Source organism: Hymenobacter sp. GOD-10R (assembly GCF_035609205.1).
Lineage (GTDB): Bacteria > Bacteroidota > Bacteroidia > Cytophagales > Hymenobacteraceae > Hymenobacter.
Genome location: NZ_CP141184.1, coordinates 4,248,176 through 4,267,913, shown reverse-complemented (window position 1 = coordinate 4,267,913; position 19,738 = coordinate 4,248,176). Strand labels below are relative to the sequence as shown.

General features: G+C 55.5%; 13 protein-coding genes. 8 read left to right on the top strand and 5 right to left on the bottom strand.

All coding sequences use genetic code 11. The features are described from left to right. Positions 1 to 114: 114 nt before the first annotated feature. Positions 115 to 2,703 carry a cellulase family glycosylhydrolase gene (locus SD425_RS17080; RefSeq protein ID WP_324671153.1) on the top strand — a complete coding sequence of 863 codons (2,589 nt, stop codon included), beginning with the start codon at positions 115 to 117 and terminating at the stop codon, positions 2,701 to 2,703. 93 nt (positions 2,704 to 2,796) lie between these two features. Here the strand turns inward: SD425_RS17080 and SD425_RS17075 are convergent, their stop codons facing one another. The 5 genes from SD425_RS17075 to SD425_RS17055 all read right to left on the bottom strand — a co-directional run bounded on the left by SD425_RS17075 (position 2,797) and on the right by SD425_RS17055 (position 10,684). After that, positions 2,797 to 3,588 carry a SusE domain-containing protein gene (locus tag SD425_RS17075; RefSeq protein WP_324671152.1) on the bottom strand — a complete coding sequence of 264 codons (792 nt, stop codon included), beginning with the start codon at positions 3,586 to 3,588 and terminating at the stop codon, positions 2,797 to 2,799. A gap of 77 nt (positions 3,589 to 3,665) precedes the next feature. After that, on the bottom strand, positions 3,666 to 5,276 hold the full coding sequence (locus SD425_RS17070; RefSeq protein ID WP_324671151.1) for a RagB/SusD family nutrient uptake outer membrane protein: 1,611 nt from the start codon (positions 5,274 to 5,276) through the stop codon (positions 3,666 to 3,668). 18 nt (positions 5,277 to 5,294) lie between these two features. After that, positions 5,295 to 8,636 carry a SusC/RagA family TonB-linked outer membrane protein gene (locus SD425_RS17065; RefSeq protein WP_324671150.1) on the bottom strand — a complete coding sequence of 1,114 codons (3,342 nt, stop codon included), beginning with the start codon at positions 8,634 to 8,636 and terminating at the stop codon, positions 5,295 to 5,297. 183 nt (positions 8,637 to 8,819) lie between these two features. Continuing rightward, the gene (locus SD425_RS17060) at positions 8,820 to 9,881 is read right to left on the bottom strand and encodes a FecR family protein (protein WP_324671149.1); all 1,062 of its coding nucleotides are present in this window, start codon (positions 9,879 to 9,881) and stop codon (positions 8,820 to 8,822) included. Positions 9,882 to 10,084: 203 nt separating this feature from the next. Beyond that, positions 10,085 to 10,684, bottom strand: a complete 600-nt coding sequence (locus SD425_RS17055; protein ID WP_324671148.1) for an RNA polymerase sigma factor — start codon at positions 10,682 to 10,684, stop codon at positions 10,085 to 10,087. Between the two features lie 376 nt (positions 10,685 to 11,060). On the opposite strand from SD425_RS17055, the gene SD425_RS17050 reads away from it, so the two are divergent. From SD425_RS17050 to SD425_RS17020, 7 genes are all read left to right on the top strand, one after another. Further along, complete coding sequence (locus SD425_RS17050) at positions 11,061 to 13,460, top strand: glycoside hydrolase family 31 protein (RefSeq protein ID WP_324671147.1); 2,400 nt, start codon at positions 11,061 to 11,063, stop codon at positions 13,458 to 13,460. Between the two features lie 119 nt (positions 13,461 to 13,579). Beyond that, positions 13,580 to 14,422 (top strand): alpha/beta hydrolase, encoded by an 843-nt coding sequence (locus SD425_RS17045; protein WP_324671146.1) that lies wholly within the window; start codon positions 13,580 to 13,582, stop codon positions 14,420 to 14,422. Positions 14,423 to 14,707: 285 nt separating this feature from the next. Then, positions 14,708 to 16,141, top strand: coding sequence for an anthranilate synthase component I family protein (locus tag SD425_RS17040; RefSeq protein ID WP_324671145.1), 1,434 nt, complete (start codon positions 14,708 to 14,710; stop codon positions 16,139 to 16,141). Positions 16,142 to 16,276: 135 nt separating this feature from the next. Continuing rightward, positions 16,277 to 16,855, top strand: a complete 579-nt coding sequence (locus SD425_RS17035) for an aminodeoxychorismate/anthranilate synthase component II (RefSeq protein ID WP_324671144.1) — start codon at positions 16,277 to 16,279, stop codon at positions 16,853 to 16,855. A 217-nt stretch (positions 16,856 to 17,072) separates the two neighbouring features. After that, a complete protein-coding gene (gene trpD, locus SD425_RS17030; RefSeq protein ID WP_324671143.1) occupies positions 17,073 to 18,062 on the top strand; it encodes an anthranilate phosphoribosyltransferase in 990 nt (329 codons plus the stop codon). Positions 18,063 to 18,143: 81 nt separating this feature from the next. After that, positions 18,144 to 18,968 carry an indole-3-glycerol phosphate synthase TrpC gene (gene trpC, locus SD425_RS17025; protein WP_324671142.1) on the top strand — a complete coding sequence of 275 codons (825 nt, stop codon included), beginning with the start codon at positions 18,144 to 18,146 and terminating at the stop codon, positions 18,966 to 18,968. Positions 18,969 to 18,989: 21 nt separating this feature from the next. Beyond that, positions 18,990 to 19,679 carry a phosphoribosylanthranilate isomerase gene (locus SD425_RS17020; protein ID WP_324671141.1) on the top strand — a complete coding sequence of 230 codons (690 nt, stop codon included), beginning with the start codon at positions 18,990 to 18,992 and terminating at the stop codon, positions 19,677 to 19,679. The last annotated feature ends 59 nt before the right edge of the window (positions 19,680 to 19,738 follow it).

Below are 19,738 nucleotides of genomic sequence, written 5' to 3'. Positions count from 1 at the left end.
GTGCTGTTTGCGCCTTTAAGCCAGAAGCCGGGCGGCTGCCTACCTCGCCTTGATAAGGTAGAGGATGTGTCGCGAACGAATACAAATCTTTCAATCAACCAGTTAATTATTTGCATGAACAAGAGCTTTATCACCCTGCTATTCTGCTTGGTGTGGGGTGCCGTTGCACATACTGCCGTGGCGCAGCGCACCGCCCAGCGCAAGCAAGGCGACGTGTACGTGGATAAGCAAGGCGTGCTGCGCTGGCAGCAAGGCAAACAGGAAGTGGCCTTATTCGGGGTAAACTATACCACGCCGTTTGCCTATGCGTATCGGGCGCACCAGCAGCTAGGCGTGTCGCACGAGCAGGCCATTGCCCAGGACGTGTACCATCTTTCCCGCCTCGGTCTGGATGCCTTTCGGGTGCACGTGTGGGATATTGAAATCACTGACACGCTCGGCAACCTCCAGGATAATGAGCATCTGCGCCTGCTCGATTACCTGCTGGCGCAGCTCAAGCAGCGTGGTATCAAAGCCATCCTGACGCCCATTGCCTACTGGGGTAATGCCTACCCCGAGCCAAACAACACGGGGACAGGCTTTTCTAGCATCTACAACAAGCAGCAGGCTTATACCAATCCGCGAGCCATCAAGGCGCAGGAGAACTACCTCACGCAGTTTCTGAACCACCGCAACCCCTACACCAAGCTGCTCAACCGCGAGGACCCCGACATCATTGCGTTTGAGGTGTGCAACGAACCTAGCTACCACAAACCCGAGGAGCAGGTGACCTCATTTGCCAACCGCATGGCGCAGGCCATTCGGGCGACGGGTTGCCGCAAGCCAGTTTTCTATAACATCGCCGAAAATCCGAGCGTACACGAAGCCATTTTGAACGCGAATGTGGATGGGCTGACCTTCCAGTGGTATCCGCAGGGGCTGGTAAGCGGGCACACTTTGCGCGGTAATTTTCTGCCTTTCGTCGACCAGTACCCGATTCCTTACCAGAAAGATGCTCGTTTTCAGCGCCGGGCGAAGATGGTGTACGAGTTTGAGTCGGCCGATATTTTGCAGCCGGTGATGTACCCATTTATGGCTCGCAGCTTCCGCGAAGCAGGATTCCAGTGGGCTACGCAGTTTGCTTACGACCCCATGGTCATAGCGTACGCCAACACGGAATACCAGACCCACTACTTGAACCTAGCCTACACGCCCTCCAAAGCTATGAGCTTACTCATCGCCTCGAAGGTATTTCACGACGTGAAGCGTAACCAGGCTTTCCCTCGTTACCCCGCCGACTCAGTGTTCGACGCCTTCCACGTGAGCTACCGGCAAGGCTTGAGCGAGATGAACACGGCCGAAGAGTTTCTCTATACCAGCACCACCCAAACAGCGCCCCGCAAAGCCGTTAGTCTGCAGCACGTGGCGGGCGTAGGTTCGTCGCCAATTGTAGCGTATCAAGGCACTGGCGCTTACTTCTTGGATAAGCTAGCTCCCGGTGTGTGGCGCCTGGAGGTGATGCCCGATGCCGTGGCGCTGCGTGACCCCTTTGAGCGTACTTCGCTGCAAAAAATCGTCACGCAAATCATATGGAACAACCAGCCTATGCGCGTCGCCCTACCCGACCTAGGTACAACTTTCACCGTGCAGGGCTTGAGCGAGGGTAATACGTTTCGGGCTACCGCCACCGGTGGCAATGTCGTGCTGCGACCTGGCGCCTACTTGCTTGCTAGCCCTGGCAAAAACACGGCTGCCTGGACCGCCCAAACTACTGTGAGTAACCGCAAGCTAGGTGAGTTTGTGGCCCCGCCACCAACTAAACTGCCGGTCCAAGTAGTTCATACACCCGTTGTGCAGGCTACGGCTGGGCAGCCACTAGAGGTGAAAGCACAGGTAACCGGTGCGGAAGCTGCCGACAGCGTAGTACTCGTAGCGCGGTCGTATTACGGTGCCACCCGCACGCTGACCATGACGCGCCCCACGTTGCTGACGGCTACGGCCACCGTACCTGCCGAACTACTGCGCGCGGGTCTGCTTCAGTATTGGATAGTGGTGCGCAAGCCCGAGCAAGCCCTAACTTTCCCCGGTGGCTTTGCCGGTACGCCCCGCGACTGGGACTACTTCCACGCCGAACACTGGGAGGTGCCCGTGGTAGCTGCTAACGCGCCCTTAACTCTCTACAACGCACAAGCCGACAAAGAGCAAGTAGACGTGGCAAGACTCGCCCGCAGCAGCTACAGCGACTACGTAACCAGCGCTGCTGGCGCCTTGAACCTGCGTCTATTGGTACCCACACCCCGTAGCGGTGAGCTCGCCAACGAGCCCGGTCCGGCTATTGCCTTGCGTGCCTACCTAGGTCAGAAGCTCCAAGCGCGTGCGACTGCACTCAGCGGCTTCAAAGAGCTGGTGGTGAAGGCGCGGGCCAGTCAGCCGGGGGCTAATGTGAAGCTAGTGCTGGCAACCAAAGAAGCTGCTGCTTATTCAGCAGCTGTGCCGGTTAGCGAAGAGATGCGCGAAATTCGGGTTCCACTCGCCAGTCTTCAACCCGATGCGTTATTGCTGATCCCGCGGCCATATCCTAGCTTTTTACCGTTCGCTTTCCAGACCACAGCCGCACCAAAGCCTTTGACACTAAGTGACATTGAGGTCCTGCAATTGATTGTAGTAGCCGGCCCCGATGGCACGGCACCTAGCTTAGATATTGAATCGGTTCGCCTAGAATAACCTAGCCAACAGACCCTAGCTCCTGGTAGCTCCAACAAAAAAGCCGCTGATCGTCAGCGGCTTTTTTGTTGGAGCTAGATGCTGTGCACTTAACTACTGCTTCAAAGAGTAGGTCTTATTATTCAGATCCAGAATAATGGTGTAGGTGCCAGCGGTTGTAACCATAATGTCGTTGCCCGGATTTGTGTCGATAGGAGCGGTACCGCTGCTATTTCTTGTGCTGGTAGAGCCGTAGCTGGTGGTCCAAGCCTTGTTTAAGCGAAACTTGAACGCACCTGCCTTCAGCGCACGCGTGATGGTGTAGGCTTTCAGGTCGCAATTGTAAGTAAGCTGTACATCCGTGTCCCAATCAACACCTGCGGGTCCGATAATCGACCACGTATCTGCGTTAGGTGGTACGCATGCCTTGTAGATGGTAGCCGTGAGCGGAACAGTTGGTGAAAATAACGGGCTGTTGGCAGCATAGCTAGCCTGCAAACGCACTTCCAGCGGCGTCGCTGTGCCCGGGGTAAGACCTAGGGTCGTCAGGCTCGAATTCAGAGCATCTACGGTGAGCACCGTGGTAGGACCTGCACCAGCACCAATTGATACGGGCGCCGCAAAGTTGTTGCCTTGCTTATCTACTTGGATATTGTAGGTAACAGTCGGATTATAGGGGTGTTCAACCTCGCTCCAGGTGAAGGCAGTGATGGGCGTCCAGGTATAGGTAACGGCAGTTTGCGCGCTGTTTGCCTGGAGCAGTGCTACCGTGTTGGTAGAAGCCGTGAGCGTAGGAGTGCTGTTAGGCTTTAGCGTGGCCTTTACTTCATCTTTCTCACAAGATGCTAAAGAAAGCGTTGCTATGGCAAACAGGCCCGCCAGCGCTTGGGTAAGCCAATTTTTCATGATTATCTAACTAGGAGGTGGGAAGTAGGAAAGTTATTTCCCCGCCCCAGCGGGAGCGGGGAAATACTACAAAATGCTTAGTAGCCAGCGTTCTGAACCAGATTGCGGTTCACGCTCAAGTCGGCTGAGGGAATAGGGAACAAGTTGCGGAACTCCGGTACGCTCGTGCCGGCTGCTACGCCACCTTTCCAGGGCCACAGGTAAGTAGAGCCCGTGAAGCGGCCGTAGCGGATGAGGTCAGTGCGGCGGGTAGCTTCCCAGAATAGCTCGCGCGAACGTTCGTTCAGGAGAAAGTCCAGCGTCAGGTTCGTTGCGGTGATGTTGCCGGCCGCCGTGTTGTTGAAGGCGCGGGTGCGTACGCGGTTCACGTAAGTTAGGGCTAGGCCTTGGTCGCCGCCACCACGTAGGGCTGCTTCCGCGTACATCAGGTACACGTCGGCTAGGCGGAACATGGGGAAGTCGGTGTCGACGAATGTAGGGTCGGTGCCTGCTACGCCGGTAGAGGAAATGTTCTTGAACTTAATCGGCACGTAGCCATATTTGAAGTCGGTCTGCAAGACAATGTCACGCGTCTGACCACCCGTCACGAACTTACCGCGGCTATCGGCAGCCGTATCTGGGAACTGCTGGTAGAGGTTGGCTGTGGTGCGAATACCGCCCCAACCGCCGCCTACGCCGTAGCGAGCAGGGTTCCAGTTAGCATCGGCCGTACCGGCAATAGCGGCGTGCGTAATGAAGGTAGTACCACCGTAGGTTTGGGTCCGCTTGCCGTCGTACACGATCGGGAAGATAATCTCGCGGCTGGTGTTGTTATCAGTGCGGAACAGGTTCGCGTAACGCGTTGTGAGCGAGTAAGCGCCACTGTCGATTACCTTCTTTGCGTACGTAGCGCAATCGGCGTAGCGAGCCGTGCCCGTGTATACCTGCGCATTCAGGTAGAGTTTGGCGAGCAACGTCCAAGCAGCGGCCTTATCAGCCCGGCCGTATACGTTCTGGCCAGGTGCTACCAGGTCAGCATCAATAGCTATGAGTTCTTGCTCGATGTATTTAAATAGATCGGCTCGGCTGATTTGCTTCGGCGGCGTAGTGCCACCGATTTCGTCGTTCTCCGTGGCGAACGGCGGATTACCGTACAAATCCAACGCGTGATAGTAGGAGAGAGCCCGCAGGAAGCGCACTTCTGCCCGCAAAGCCCGCGCCGTGGTAGCATCATTTCCCGTGATATTACGATCAGCTAGCTTCGCATCGGTCGCCTCGGATAGAAAGCCATTGCACAGCGTTACCTCGTAGAGAATACGGCTGTAAAGGCCTCGTACAAACACGCCACTGGTAGTCCAGTTCATGTTGTGAAAGTCCTGTACGCCTGGGTCATTCCAGGCAATAACGGCCTCGTCAGTGGTCAACTCCTGGGCACTCCACAGCTGCCGGATGTAGTCGGAAGTACCTTGGTCGATACCTTGAATGTCACCGGTAGTGGCATCAGGACCCTGGCCACCTGTTACGGCAAAGCCGCTGTATACCTTCGCCGCTACGGCTTGATAACCAGCTAGGTCCTTGTAAATAGTTTCCGTGCTAAGATCGTAGGTTGGCACGCGGTCCAGGTCCTTGGTGCACGAAGAAGCGGCTACCAAGACCGAAGAGACTAGAGCCAGCGCTAGCGTATGACGGGATGAATTAAAGAGTTTCATATACAGAGGGTGGGAAAATCAAAGGTTCAGATTCAGACCGAAGGTGAAGGTGCGGGGCCGGGGATAGATGTTGTTGTCAATCCCGTTGAAAATCTCGGGGTCGAGGCCGCTGTACTTCGTAATCAGGAAGGCATTCTGAACAGCAGCAGTCAAGCGCAAATTCCCCTTTTCATGGAACACCTTGCCCACGTTGTAGCCCAGCGTGATGTTTTCCATCCGCAGGAACGAAGCATTCTGAATGTAGTAGTCCGAAGAGTAACGCTGTTGGCTCGTCAGGGTAAAGCCGGTGTTGTTGGCGTCCTTGGTCACATTGCTCAGGAAGTTGGTTGAGCCGTTGATGCCGTAGTAGTTACCGCTGTTCGAGTTGATGTTGTTGTAGTTGTAGTTACCCAACAGGCTACGCATCGTGAAAGCTAGGCTCAGACGATCGTAGCTCAGGTTTGAGCTGAAACCGAGGATAACACGCGGCGCCGATTGCTTGTAGAGGTAACGGTCGTTCACGTCCACTTTGCCATCGCCGTTGAGGTCAGCGTACACATCCTGCAAAGGCTTGCCGTTTTCCCCGTACACTTGCTTGTACACGTAGTAAGAGGAAGAAGGTGCCCCCACGCTGTAGATGCCAATGTTGGTACCCGTACCACCCGCTACCGTGCCACCATTGTTGGTCTCGATGCCTACGAAATCAGCCGCTTGCGTACCGAGCGACAGGATTTTGTTCACGTTGTACGTGGCGTTAGCATTCAGGCTCCAGTTCCAGTGCTCGTTTTGTACGGGCGAGGCATTCAGGTTAAATTCGATACCCTTGTTCTCCAAAGAACCTACGTTCGACACGAGCTGGTTGGTGAAGTTGGTCAGCAACGGGATTGGAATAACGGCCAGCAGGTCTTTGGTCTTGCGGTAGTAGGCATCAATCGAGCCGTTCAGCTTACCATCTAGGAAGCCGAAGTCGATACCAGCGTTGTAAGTAGCGGTTTGCTCCCACTTCAGGTTACGGTTGAAGCCCTGCGGTGAGTAAGGCGTCAGGTAGACATACGTGCCCGTCGTCTGGTCGAAGTAGCTGTACTGCGCCGTGGGTACGTTCCGCGAATAGCGCTGAATGTAGGGATAGTCGCTACCAGCAGCAGCCACAATATCCTGCTGACCGGTGATACCGTAACCCACCCGGAATTTCAGCTCAGAAAGCGTCGTATTGTCTTTCAGGAAAGACTCTTCCTTCAGACGCCATGCGAAGGAGGCGGCGGGGAACAACGCATTGCGGTTGTCGGGCGAGAAGCGCGAAGAAGCGTCGTTACGCAGTGTACCCGTGAAGATGTACCGGTCGCGTAGCGTTACGTTGGCTCGGCCGTAGAACGAGATAATCGTATACTGAGTGCGGAACGGGTTCGTAGCAGCGGCTTTGAACACCGTGGATTGGTCGCCTAGGTAGGTAGCAAACGCCGGCTCCTCCCGAATGAAGTCCTGGTAGGAGTAACCGCCGAGTACTTCTAAGCGGTTGTTGCTACCGAACTGCTTGGTATAGTTCAAGTAAGCTTCCAGCAGCTTGTTGTCGCGGTTCTGGGTATAGCGGTTAAATGAACCACCCCGTACGCTCGTGTTGGCGGGGTCAAGTGGCACGTTCACGTAAGTAGCAGCCGAGTTCGAGCCAATCAGCTTGGAGCCGTTGCTGCGCGTGATGTCGTATCCTAGGTTTACGTTAGCGTGCAGATCGGGCAGGAAGTGCAGGCTGTAGTCGAGCTGGATGTTGCCGATGCTACGCTTCACGGTGCTCCGGTCGCGCGTCAGGCGAAGCTGCGCCACGGGGTTGCGCGGTACGTTTAGCTGAGGGGCACCGCCTGCGCTTTGCAGGTATTCGAAGTAGCCACCGTAGCTTTCCACGCCGCTATTTACAGGCTGCGTCGGGTCGAACGCCACGGCCGAGCCAACGGCAGCATTGTCGGCGAAGTTGTTGTCGATCCATGAACCTTTCACGTTCACGTTCACGCGCAAATGGTTGTCGAGCAGCACCGGGTTCAGGCTAAGCGAGCCCGTGTTACGAATCAGTCGGTTCGTAATCAGAATGCCTTGCTGACTTAGGTTACCGTAAGAAGCGCGGAAAGGCAGCTTGCCTACGGCACCACCCACGCTGACATTGTTATCGAAGGTAGTAGCCGTGCGGAAGATTTCGTCTTGCCAGTTTGTGCTAGCAGTACCTAGCAAGCCCGTTTTGCCAGGCGCCACGCGGTTTACCGTTGACCGGAAATCGTCGGCCGAAAGCACTGGCACCGAATTGTAGCGGCGCGCGATAGACGTCTGAGAGTTAACGCTTACCGTTAGCTTCTCGCCCTGTACGCCTTTCTTGGTGGTAATAAGAATAACCCCGTTCGAAGCGCGCGAACCATAGATAGCCGTGGCCGAAGCGTCTTTCAGCACGGTGTAGGTTTCGATGTCGTTCGGGTTGATGAGGCTGAGCGGGTTGGATGAACCAGTGAAGTTGTTGGTTTCCACCGGCACGCCATCAATAACGATAAGCGGGTCGTTACTGGCGTTCAGCGACGAGCCACCCCGGATACGAATGGTAGAAGCCGAACCAGGGGCACCGCCGTTAGTGGTAATTTGTACGCCTGCTACTTTGCCCTGAATAAGCTGCTCAGGGTTCGTTACTTGGCCTTGTACAAAGTCCTTCGATGTAACAGTAGCTACCGACCCCGTTACGTCTTGGCGGCGCTGGGTGCCGTAGCCTACGACCACCGCCTCGTTGAGCAGGGTCGTGTTTTCAGCTAGGGTAGAGTTGGCTACCGTTGTTGTTTGGCCGCCGGTTACGTTCACCGGAATGCGGTTGGCGTTGTAGCCTACGTACGAGGTAATAAGGGTGTAGGAGCCAGCGGGTACGTTGGAAATCGTATAAGCGCCGGTAGCATCCGTAGACGCACCTAGGGTCGTGCCTTCCAAGATAACCGTTACACCAGGGATGCCTTCACCTTTGGCGTCAACTACCCGGCCCGTAACGGTACCATCGGCAGCGACGGGGTTGAGGATGATGCCATCCTTCACCAGTTCGTAGCGAATTTGCAGGGGCGCCAACATGTCGTTGAGCACGTCGGCCAGAGGCTTGTCAACCGCATCAATGGATACTCGGCGGCTGGCTCCGATCAGCTCGCGGCTATACAGGAAATGAGTAGCCGTTTGGGTTTCAATTTTCCCCAGAACGGACTTGATAGTTTCACCCTTAGCGCGTAGCGTAATGGGTTGATCCAGCAATTGTTGCGCACTAGAAGGATGCGCGCCTGCAATGCTGGTAAATAGGCTTAAACTGAGCGCCTGCGTAAGCAGCAGCCTCTTGACGGTGCAAGAGAAGCGTGAGGATGGTAGCGAAGAGGACATGAATGTGGGATGAATTAGGGTGAGGTCTCTGCTGAAAATCTTGCAGAAATTGATGCTACCTCGCAAACGTTTGCACCAAGTCTGCAAAACAATGTGCTGCTAGAGCAGAGTGGGGGAGAAAAGGTGTGCGACTTTCGCCATAAAAGGTGTGGGGTATTAGTTTGAAGGAAGAAGACGGAAAGGCTAGCTTTTGCAGCCTTGACTATGGACAACTATCTGGGTATCCAAAAGCTCGTAAGAAGCACCTAGCGTTTTGCAGAGAATAGCTAGCTTGTTGAACAACGACTCATCTTTGAGCACAAGACTTACCGTGCAGTTGGCTAGCTTGTTTTCGTCATACACGATGTCAACGCCGTATGCTTTTTCCAATGCTGCCAAAACTTCTGAAACGGGGCGGTCATCGAAGGCAAAAGGTTGATTTACCAACATTACTGGTTGAGCTACCAGTTCCTTTGTTAGCTCTTGGGCCTTGGCGGAATAAACGGCCTGCTGATTCGGCCGTACGACCAGGCTGGCGAGCGTCGGCGATAGTACTTCTGGGTGCTTCGAATCCGGCAGGCGAGGGGTAACGCGCACTTTCCCGCGGCGCACTTTTACTAGTACCTGGGGCTGATTGGCGTAAGAACGTACGGTGAAAAGAGTACCTAGGACGGTCGTGACCAGCTTATCCGTATACACCCGGAATGGGTGAGCAGCGTCGTGCTGTACATCAAACGACGCTTCGCCCGTCAGATATACCTGCCGACTGGGGCCAGTGAATTGTTGCGGGTACTGCAAGCGGCTGTTCGGCGATAAAAACACCATGCTCCCATCGGGCAAGCGAAAGGTAGCGGGCTGCTTGGTAGAATTGGTGTAAACCAGTAACTCATCCGGTGACCAGGCTGGGGTCGTTGCAATAGCCGTTATGGCGGGCTGTTGGGGCGCGACTATGGGGTTCTGTGTTAGCTGAAGACCTACAGTACCAAGCCCTACAGCTAACAGGGCAGCAGCGGCCCACCGGACGGGAGCAGTTCGCCACCAGCTATTCGGTTGACTCGTAGTAAGAGGGGTATCTACTAATACCGTTTCGTGAGCGATACGCTTCCAGAGGTCTGCTTGTAAAAACTGCCGTTCCTCTTCCGGAAGTTGAGGTTTCTCTTGGGTACCTAGCTCCTCGTACCAGGTTTCGACTACCTGTCGCTCTTCGGACGTGCAGTCGCCTTGCTGGTAACGCCGCAAAAGATCTTGTAGTTGTGCTGGGTTCATGCGCTAGGAATAGCAGAGAAAATCTCCGTATGCCTATTAAGTCGATCAATCCGTTTCGACCCCTAGCCCCTCAAGAAAAAAAGTTGTTAAAAAATTACTCTTGTAAATAAAAGACAATCCTAGGTTGTAATAATTGTCTGGTTATAAGTACTATAAAAACTTTCTTCGCACCACGCGATGTGACTGTGTGCGAAAGCAGAAAGCTAGAAATGGTTGATAAAAGTGAAAAGCACCAAGGGGAGAAAGTCTTTCAGCTTCACCCGCAGCATTTTCATAGCCCGCGTTAGGTGATACTCCACGGTTTTCTGCGATAAGTTGAGCCGTACAGCAATTTCAGGAACTGACTGGTGCTCAAACCGGCTCAGGCGGAAGACCTGTTGCGTGTGCTCCGGCAGGTGTTGCACGCTAGCAACCAACGCCAACGACAGGTCAGCCACCGCAACTACCTCTTCCGTTGTAGAGTCTAGGTCCGATAAATGTGGGCGCGTGTAAGCAAGGTAGCCCGCGTGCGTAATCTTTGACTTGATAGCGTCAATGATCTGGTACTTGATGGCTGAATGCAGATAGGGCTTCAGCTTACTGATGGTGTGCACCTCCCGTTTGTGCCAGAGAGCGGTAAATAATTCCTGCACAAGCTCTTCGGCAGCTTCGCGGGAATTGAGCTTACGATGCGCGACTTCGAAGAGCGGATACCAGTAGCGTGTATAGATTTCCTCAAATGCCTTAGCATCTCCCTTACTGAGCGCTTGTACTAGCGCGTCGTCGCTCCAAGCGGCGTAAAGCGTACGATGAGCAGCGGGCATAAATGGAGCAAAAGGCGTGGGCAGAAAAGAGATACGAATTTATAATAAATAAAGATTTCATAATGCGAATTCGATTCCGATTTTCATTTTTTTAAAAACAGGGTATCAAGGTAGGCTAAGGATGCTAAAATCATAACGGGGCCCTTTTGTTTGATTTTTTGCTAGCGCGTTAGGGAGAGGGGAAAGTTGTCCGACTATTACTAGAGTCAGAGCACCGTGGGTAGCCAACGTTGCCTGACATCTCAACCCAGAAAATGGAAGCAAGAAGCTCTTTTTCTTCGGGTTAACATCCTCTCCAACTCAATACCAGAAGGTCTTGAAATCACTTCAAACTACTCTTCTACGCGTAGGAGTCACCTCCTTGCTAGGAGGGCTTATGCATTCAGCCGCCTACGCACAATTTCCGGCCCTGCAAACCTTAGGGAATGTACAGCGTGCCGAACCCGCCGGTAATACCTTACGATTGACCTTTGCTAATGCGACAGGTGAGGTGACTGCCTACTCACCCTCCATTCTGCGGGTGCGCTTGAGCCCGAAGCCGCTAGCGCAAGATTTCTCCTATGCTGTCGTGGCGCAACCTAGCGCTGCTGCCCTGCAAGTGCGGGACGAAGGCAATACCCTAACACTCACCACCGATTCGGTGCGGCTGGTGATTCAAAAAAGCCCAGCTCGCTTCAGCTTTTACGCCGCCGATGGCAAGCTGCTGAACGAAGACGAGCCCGGCCTAGGTACGTCTTGGGTTGGCGAGGAAATCACGGCGTACAAAAAGCTGCAACCCGGCGAGCGGTTCTTGGGGCTAGGGGAGAAGACCGGTCCGCTCGACCGCCGCGGCCAAGCCTACATCAACCAGAACACCGATAACTATGGCTACGGTACCAACGTCGACCCGCTGTACTCCACCATTCCATTCTATATCGGTCTGCACAATGGGCTAGGTTACGGTATCTTCTTCGACAATACCTACGTCAGCCAGTTCAACTTTGGGGCCTCCAACGACCGGTTTTCGTCGTTTGGGGCCAACGGTGGCGAGATGAACTACTACTTCATTGGTCGTCGGAAGCCAGCCGGGATTATCCAGGATTATACCTACCTGACGGGGCGCATGCCGATGCCGGCGCTTTGGAGCCTAGGGTATCAGCAGAGCCGCTACACGTACTACCCCGACACCGAAGTGCGGCGCATCGTGCAGACCTTCCGCGAGAAGAAGATTCCGCTGGATGTGCTTTACCTCGACATCCACTACATGGATGCTTATAAGGTGTTTACCTGGCACCCGCAGCGCTTTCCGCAACCGGCTAAGATGCTGAAAGACCTGAAAGGCATGGGCGTGCACACCACTGTCATTGTGGACCCGGGCGTGAAGACCGAGAAAGGCTACGCGCCCTACGAAGACGCGCTGAAGAAAAACTTGTTCGTGAAGTATCCCGATGGTACCAACTACCGCGGCGAGGTGTGGCCTGGCTGGTGCAACTTCCCCGATTTCACGCTGCCCGCGGCTAGGCAGTGGTGGGGCGAGCAGTTCAAAGGCTACGTAGATGCCGGGCTAGATGGCTTCTGGAACGACATGAACGAAATGGCAACGTGGGGCAACCACTTGCCTAGCAATATCTTGTTTAACTACGAAGGCCACGGTGCTACCACCAACGCTGCCCGCAATGTGTACGGCATGCAGATGGCGCGCAGCACCTACGAAGGCACGCGCAAACTCATGAACGGCCGGCGGCCGCTCATCCTCACGCGTGCGGGCTACGCGGGCCTGCAGCGCTACACCGCCATCTGGACCGGCGACAATGTGAGCACTGATGAGCACATGCTTACCGGCGTGCGGCTAGTCAACAGCCTAGGGTTGAGCGGGATGCCGAATGCGGGTATGGACGTGGGCGGCTTCACGGCGACGCCACCGCCTACCGCCGAGCTGTACACCCGCTGGATTTCGCTGGGCACCTTCACGCCTTTCTTCCGCGCCCACTCGGCCGTCGATACCAAGTCGGCGGAGCCTTGGAGCTTTGGAGAGGCTAACACGGAAACCAACCGCAACTACATTCAGCTGCGCTACAACCTGTTGCCTTTCCTCTACTCCGCGTTCTACGAAGCCACCCAGGATGGCATGCCGGTGCAGCGCTCCTTGGCCATCAATTATCCCAACGACTCGCTGGTATATAGCCCCGATTTTCAGAACCAGTACCAGTTCGGGCAGGGCTTGCTGGTGGCGCCGGTGAGCAGCACCCTAGCGGCGGCCAAAGTGTATCTGCCCGCGGGCCGCTGGTACGATTTCTACAACGACCAACCCGCCGCGAGCGGCAAAGCTAGCTACGTGCCCACGCCCCTCGACCGGCTGCCCGTGTATGTGCGCGGTGGTAGTATTATTCCGATGCAAAGCCCCGTGCAGTACACCGCGCAAGCTCCACTGGATACGCTTTATTTGCATATCTATAAGGGTGATGTACCGACGAGCTTTGTATATTACGAAGATGATGGAACCACGTATGCCCACGAAAAAGGGGAATCTTTCCGGCGCACCATTACGTTGAATCCCACTGCGCGCTCCTTGGAATTGGGGAAAGTGGAAGGTGGATTTAAGTCGAAATTCAAAAACGTGGAAGTCGTTTTCCACGGATTTGATGAGTTGCGCACAGTGCAGGCGGCCGGCAAGAGCCTAGCCCCAACCACGCGCGTATTTCACTTGCAGAAACCAGCTAGCCTCACCGGCGAAACTACCCGCAACCCAGTTGTAACAGTACGCAATGCATCGGAAACGGTGCGAATCACATGGTAAAGAACACTCTCGCAGAAGACTGCGGCGGAAAATGCAGGACCACGCAGAGGGAGACTTCGGCGAACCGCTGGGTTTTCTTTCGCAATCTTCTGCGAGGAATAATTGCAGGAATTTTTCTAGTGCTAAGTCTCGAAACCCAGGCCCAAACGCCACACACCATAACCTCGAACGTAACGGTGCTCACCGAATCGTTCATCATTCCGCAGCTCGGTCGTGAGCGGCGCGTGTGGCTGTATCTGCCTAACGATTATGCCACGAGCCAGCGGCGCTACCCCGTGTTGTATTTGCAAGACGGCCAAAATGTGTTCGACGAAGCCACCTCCTACGCGGGCGAGTGGGGCGTCGATGAAACGCTGAGCCAACTTCAGCAAAATGGCCAAGACCCAGGCTGCATTGTGGTAGCGGTAGACAACGACGGCAAACGCCGCTTGGATGAATATTCGCCGTGGCGCAACGAAAAGCTAGGTGGTGGCGAAGGTGATGCTTACGTAGAGTTTCTGGTAAAAACCCTCAAGCCCTACCTCGACACGCATTACCGCACGTTGCCCGGGCGTGAGCACACGGGCATTGCGGGCTCCTCGATGGGCGCCCTGATTTCGCTGTACGCAGCCTTGAAACACCAAGATGTGTTCAGCAAAGTGGGCTTGTTTTCGCCAGCGTTTTGGTTTGCTCAACAGCCCTTGTTTACGTTTGTGCGCGGCACCAAGATTCGCCAGACGATGCGCTTTTACTTCGTGGCGGGCGCCCAGGAAGGCCCAACGATGGTGCCGCTCATGGAGGCCATGCGCGATTCGCTACGCCAGCTAGGGGCAGCGCTTAAAGACATCAACTACCAGGTGAGCCCCGATGGCAAGCACAGCGAGTGGTTTTGGCGCCGCGAGTTTCCGGCCGCGTACCAGTGGCTGTACGCGCCGAAGCGCCACTGGTGGCAACCACACCTCAGCGGACCGGCGCAAAAATAATTTGCATACAACCTAGGTGCTTTTATCTTTGCGCCATCAACGCCCAACAAAACTCGGCAATGACTTTCCAACTGACTCAAAATGCATGGTGGTGGCCTCTCCGTAACTCCGGACGGGATACCCTGTGCGTGCGCTAAAGTCAGTTCTTCAACTTTCGCATCGACCTTCAAGGAAGCCCGGCCAACCAGCCGGGCTTTTTTATTTCTAAGCCAGTTTCAACCAACGCGTCACAACTACTTCATCCGCTTTTCTTTTCTGTAGAAGCCTAGGGGTTAGGTCCATCATATGAAATACGCACTCAAAACTCGCCACGTCCGTCTGCTTGCTGATACCGTGACGCCGGTAGGTCTTTACCTGCGCTTGCGCGACCAGTATTCCAACTGCCTGTTGCTGGAAAGCTCTGACTACCACGGCCAGCAGAACGCCTTCAGCTACCTAGCTTTCGACCCGCTGGCGCGCTTCGAGGTGAGCCGCGGCGAGTTGCGCCAGACCTTCCCCGATGGTACTAGCACTGCCGAGACCCTCGCGCAGCCGCGCTTGGCGCTGGATCGGCTGCGGGAGTTTGCCGCAAGCTTCGACACCGAGCCTACGGAGTTCGATTTCATTACGGGTGGGCTGTTTGGCTACATTGGCTACGAAGGGGTGCAATACTTCGAAGACCTCACGCTGAACCGGGAGAAGGAAGCGGCCGGCCAGATTCCGGACATTATCTATGGCACGTACCGCTACGTTATTGCCCTGAACCACTTCCGCAACGAGCTGTACGTGTTTGAGCACACACCAGTGGAGGAGCCCACGGACCACGACGGCCTGACGCGTTTGGTGAATTTGATTCGCAATCCGAGCATCCCGGAGTTTGGCTTTGCGCCGGTAGGGGAGGAAAGCACCAACCAGACCGACGAAGAGTTTCTGAAGGTGCTGGCTGCCGGCCAGGACCACTGCCGCCGGGGCGACGTATTCCAGATTGTGCTGTCGCGCCGCTTTCAGCAAGGGTTTGTGGGTGATGAGTTCAATGTGTACCGGGCGCTGCGCTCCATTAATCCGTCGCCGTACCTATTCTACTTCGACTACGATAACTTCAAGATTTTCGGCTCCTCGCCCGAAACGCAACTGCTCATCAAAGGGCGCGAAGCTAGTCTGTTCCCCATCGCTGGCACCTTCCGCCGCACTGGCCGCGACGCCGAAGACGCGGCCCTCGCCCAAAAGCTAGCTGCTGACCCCAAGGAAAACGCCGAGCACGTGATGCTCGTGGACCTCGCCCGCAACGACCTCGCCCGCCACGGTGATAAGGTGAAAGTGAAGGTGTTCCGCGAAATCCAGTTCTACTCGCATGTGATTCATCTGGTAAGCGAAGTAAATGCTACGCTGGCGCCCGATGCGGCTTCCCTGCAAGTGGTGGCCGATACCTTTCCTGCTGGCACGCTCTCTGGCGCCCCCAAGCACCGCGCCATGCAGCTCATCGACGGCCTGGAGCCCACCGGCCGCGGCTACTACGGTGGCTGCCTCGGGCACCTAGGTTTCAATGGCGACTTCAACCACGCCATCATGATTCGTTCCTTCCTGAGCACCGGCAACCAACTGTATTATCAAGCTGGTGCCGGCGTAGTGGCCGCTTCGGATATCAACTCGGAGCTCAACGAAGTGCACCACAAGCTAGCCGCGCTGCGCAAAGCCCTGCTGGCCGCCGCGACAGTGGGCGAGAAGATAACGGTAGCATAGCAGGGTAGAGGCACATACTTGTGTCTCCTCGTTGAACGACAAACGCCAGAACGAAACCTGGTAAACAACATCAGCAACGATTGAGACACAAGTATGTGTCTCTACACCGCTCAGCACGACAAACGACCCAAGACCATGAAAATCCTCGTTCTCGATAACTACGACTCTTTCACCTACAACCTCGTGCAGCTGTTGCGCGAGCTAGGCTACGGCGACAGCACCGACGTGGTACGCAACGACAAAATCGACCTCGATAAAGTAGATGAGTACGACGCTATCCTGCTCTCGCCGGGGCCGGGTGTGCCATCGGAAGCGGGGCTGATGCCGGAAGTAATTCGCCGCTACGCACCGACCAAGCGCATGCTAGGGGTGTGCCTAGGTCACCAAGGCATTGCGGAAAGCTTTGGAGGCCAGCTGTATAACCTGCCAGCGGTGCTGCACGGTATTGCCACGGATGCCGACATCATCACCGGCGAAGATCGGCTGTTCCAGGGTTTGCCAACGCAGTTCAAGGTTGGCCGCTACCATTCGTGGGTGGTGACGCCCGACACTATGCCCGAGGAACTGGAAATAACCGCCCGCGACGCCAACGGCCAAGTGCTCGCCCTGCGTCACCGCAAGTACGACGTGCGCGGCGTGCAGTTCCACCCTGAATCCATCTTGACGGAACACGGCCACCAAATGCTGAAAAACTGGTTGGAAGGGAAAGATTAGGGAGAGGAACCAGAGGCTAGTTTCCCTCCTTTTTTAAGGAGGGGTGCCCAAAGGGCGGGGTGGTTAACGTCGTTGAACGATGTTAGGAGTAGAAGCTAGTTTTAGATTTCTAGCTCTAGTCTAACCACCCCCAACCCCTCCTTAAAAAAGGAGGGGAGCTAGCTCTAAACTACTCGTCTTTTTTTCAGCCAAGTTCATCAGTCAACCAACCAGTACCTTGAAACAGATCTTAGCCACCCTTTTTGATCAGCAAACCCTCACCCGCGATGAGGCCCGTGAGGCCATGTTTCGGATAGGCAACGGCGGCGCCAACGCGGCCGAAACCGCTGCCTTTATCTCGGTGTACCTGATGCGCCCCATCACAGTGCCCGAACTAGCGGGCTTCCGCGACGCGCTGCTCGACCTGTGCCGCGACCCGGAGCTCGGCACCCACGAAGTGGTGGATATTGTGGGCACCGGCGGCGACGGCAAGAACACCATCAACATATCAACCCTTGCTTGCTTTGTGGTGGCGGGTGCTGGTTACAAGGTGGCAAAGCATGGCAACATCGGGGTATCGTCGGTGACGGGCTCGGCAAATATCCTGGCTCATTTCGGCTACGACTTTGAAGCGCCTTCTGGTAAGTTGCGCGAGCAGCTTGATCGGGCGAACATCTGTTTTCTGCACGCGGCGGCATTTCACCCGGCCATGCGTTTTGCGGCGCCCATTCGACGGGAGCTAGGTGTGCGTACGTTTTTCAACATCCTAGGTCCGCTGGTAAACCCGGCCAAGCCGAATGCCCAGCTTGCTGGCGTGTTCAACGTAGAGCTGCTGCGCCTCTACAACTATCTTTTCCAGCAAACCGGTACGCGCTACGCCATCGTTCATGCTTTAGATGGTTACGACGAAATATCCCTGACTGGCGCGGCCAAGCTCGCTACATCCGCCGGCGAGCGGGTCGTGACGGCCGAAACGCTCGGACTAACCACGCACGCGCCTTCCGACCTAGCCGGTGGCAGCACGGTAGCCGAATCGGCCAAGCTGTTCCTGGATGTATTGGAAAGCCGCGGCACCGTAGCTCAGCGCGACGTAGTCACTGTCAACGCTGCCCTCGCTTTGCAGTGCTCCAACCCCGCTTTCACGTTTGAAGAGGCCTTGGCCGCCGCTCGTGAATCGTTGGACAGCGGCCGGGCGCGCGAGTCGTTCCGCCAATTGATGAACGTCTAACGGAACGACCTCCACGCACCCTTGCGTTTTCTCCGCGCGCCGCTGCCGGAATCTACTTTCGAACTTCTCACTCCTTACTATATGAGTACTGCCCCCACCATTCTCGACCAGATCATTACCCACAAGCGCCGCGAAGTAGCCGAGCGTCAGAGCCTCGTGCCAACCAAGTTGCTGGAGCGCAGCCTGTACTTTGGCAGCGCGCCGTTGAGCTTGCGCAAATATTTGTTGCGTGAAGATCTGAGTGGCATCATTGCCGAGTTCAAGCGCAAGTCGCCCTCGAAAGGCTGGATCAACCCGCACGCGCCGGTCGAGCGCACCACCATCGGCTACATGCAGGCAGGCGCCTCGGGCCTGTCGGTGCTGACCGATACCGAGTTTTTTGGGGGCAAAAACGAAGACCTGACGGTGGCTCGGCGCTTCAACTTCTGCCCAATTTTGCGCAAAGATTTTGTCATTGACGAGTACCAGATTCTGGAAGCCAAAAGTATTGGCGCCGATGTAGTACTGCTGATTGCGGCTGTGCTCAGCGCCGACGAGGTGAAGAACCTAGGTCAGTTTGCCCGCAGCCTTGGGATGGAAGTGCTGCTGGAGGTGCACAACGCCGAAGAGCTCGACCGCACCCTGCACCCCGACGCAGTGAGCCTGGTGGGCGTAAACAATCGCAACCTTCACGATTTCAGCGTGAGCCTAGATACGTCGGTGGCGCTAGCCGAGCGCGTTCCTAACGAGTTTGTGAAGGTGACGGAAAGCGGCCTGAACTCCGCGGCTGACCTAGTACACCTGCGCAATGCTGGCTACCGCGGCTTCTTAATGGGTGAGGCTTTTATGCGCCACAGTCGGCCTGAAAAAGCCTGTGCGGCGCTGGTACAGGAACTTAGCACGACCACTGAAGTGTCCGTAGCCTAGGTTCACCATTATTCCTTGCCCATGGCCATTGTCGAGAATACGAGTACTACTGCGAAAAACGAAGCAGATAACAAGCTCCGCATCAAAGTGTGCGGAATGAAGTTTGCCGAAAACATTGCCGAAGTAGCCCTGCTGGAGCCGGACTTTCTAGGGTTCATCTTCGTGTCGTCTTCCTCGCGGTATGTGGCCGATATTCTTGATCCGCGCCAGCTGCGCGCTTTGCCGCTGCACGTCAAGCGGGTAGGCGTGTTTGTGAATGAAACCACCGAAATCATCCTCCGCTTGGCCGGGCAATATGGCCTTGACTTGGTGCAGCTGCACGGCGAAGAAACGCCGGAACAGTGTGCCCAAATCCAGGCCACGGGGCTGCCGGTGATGAAAGCCTTTCCGGTGGGCGAGACGTTCGATTTTGCAACGCTCATGCCCTACGTTTCGAGCTGCACCTACTTTCTGTTCGATACCAAAACCGATTTGCGCGGCGGCAGCGGCCACACCTTCGATTGGAGCCTACTGGAAAGCTACCCGCTTTCGGTGCCTTACTTCTTGGCTGGTGGTATCGAAATCGGCCATGTGCCGAAGCTGCAAGAACTACAGCTACCCGGCCTGTTCGCCGTAGATCTGAACAGCCGCTTTGAAAAATCGCCCGGCTTGAAAAACGTGGATTTGCTCTGCGAAATGCTCCTAGCCCTCCGCAACAAATCCAAGAACTAACTACCTCTTGTCATTTTGAGGGCAGTAAGAAATCTGGGCCAGCTATTCTGGCCGTTAAA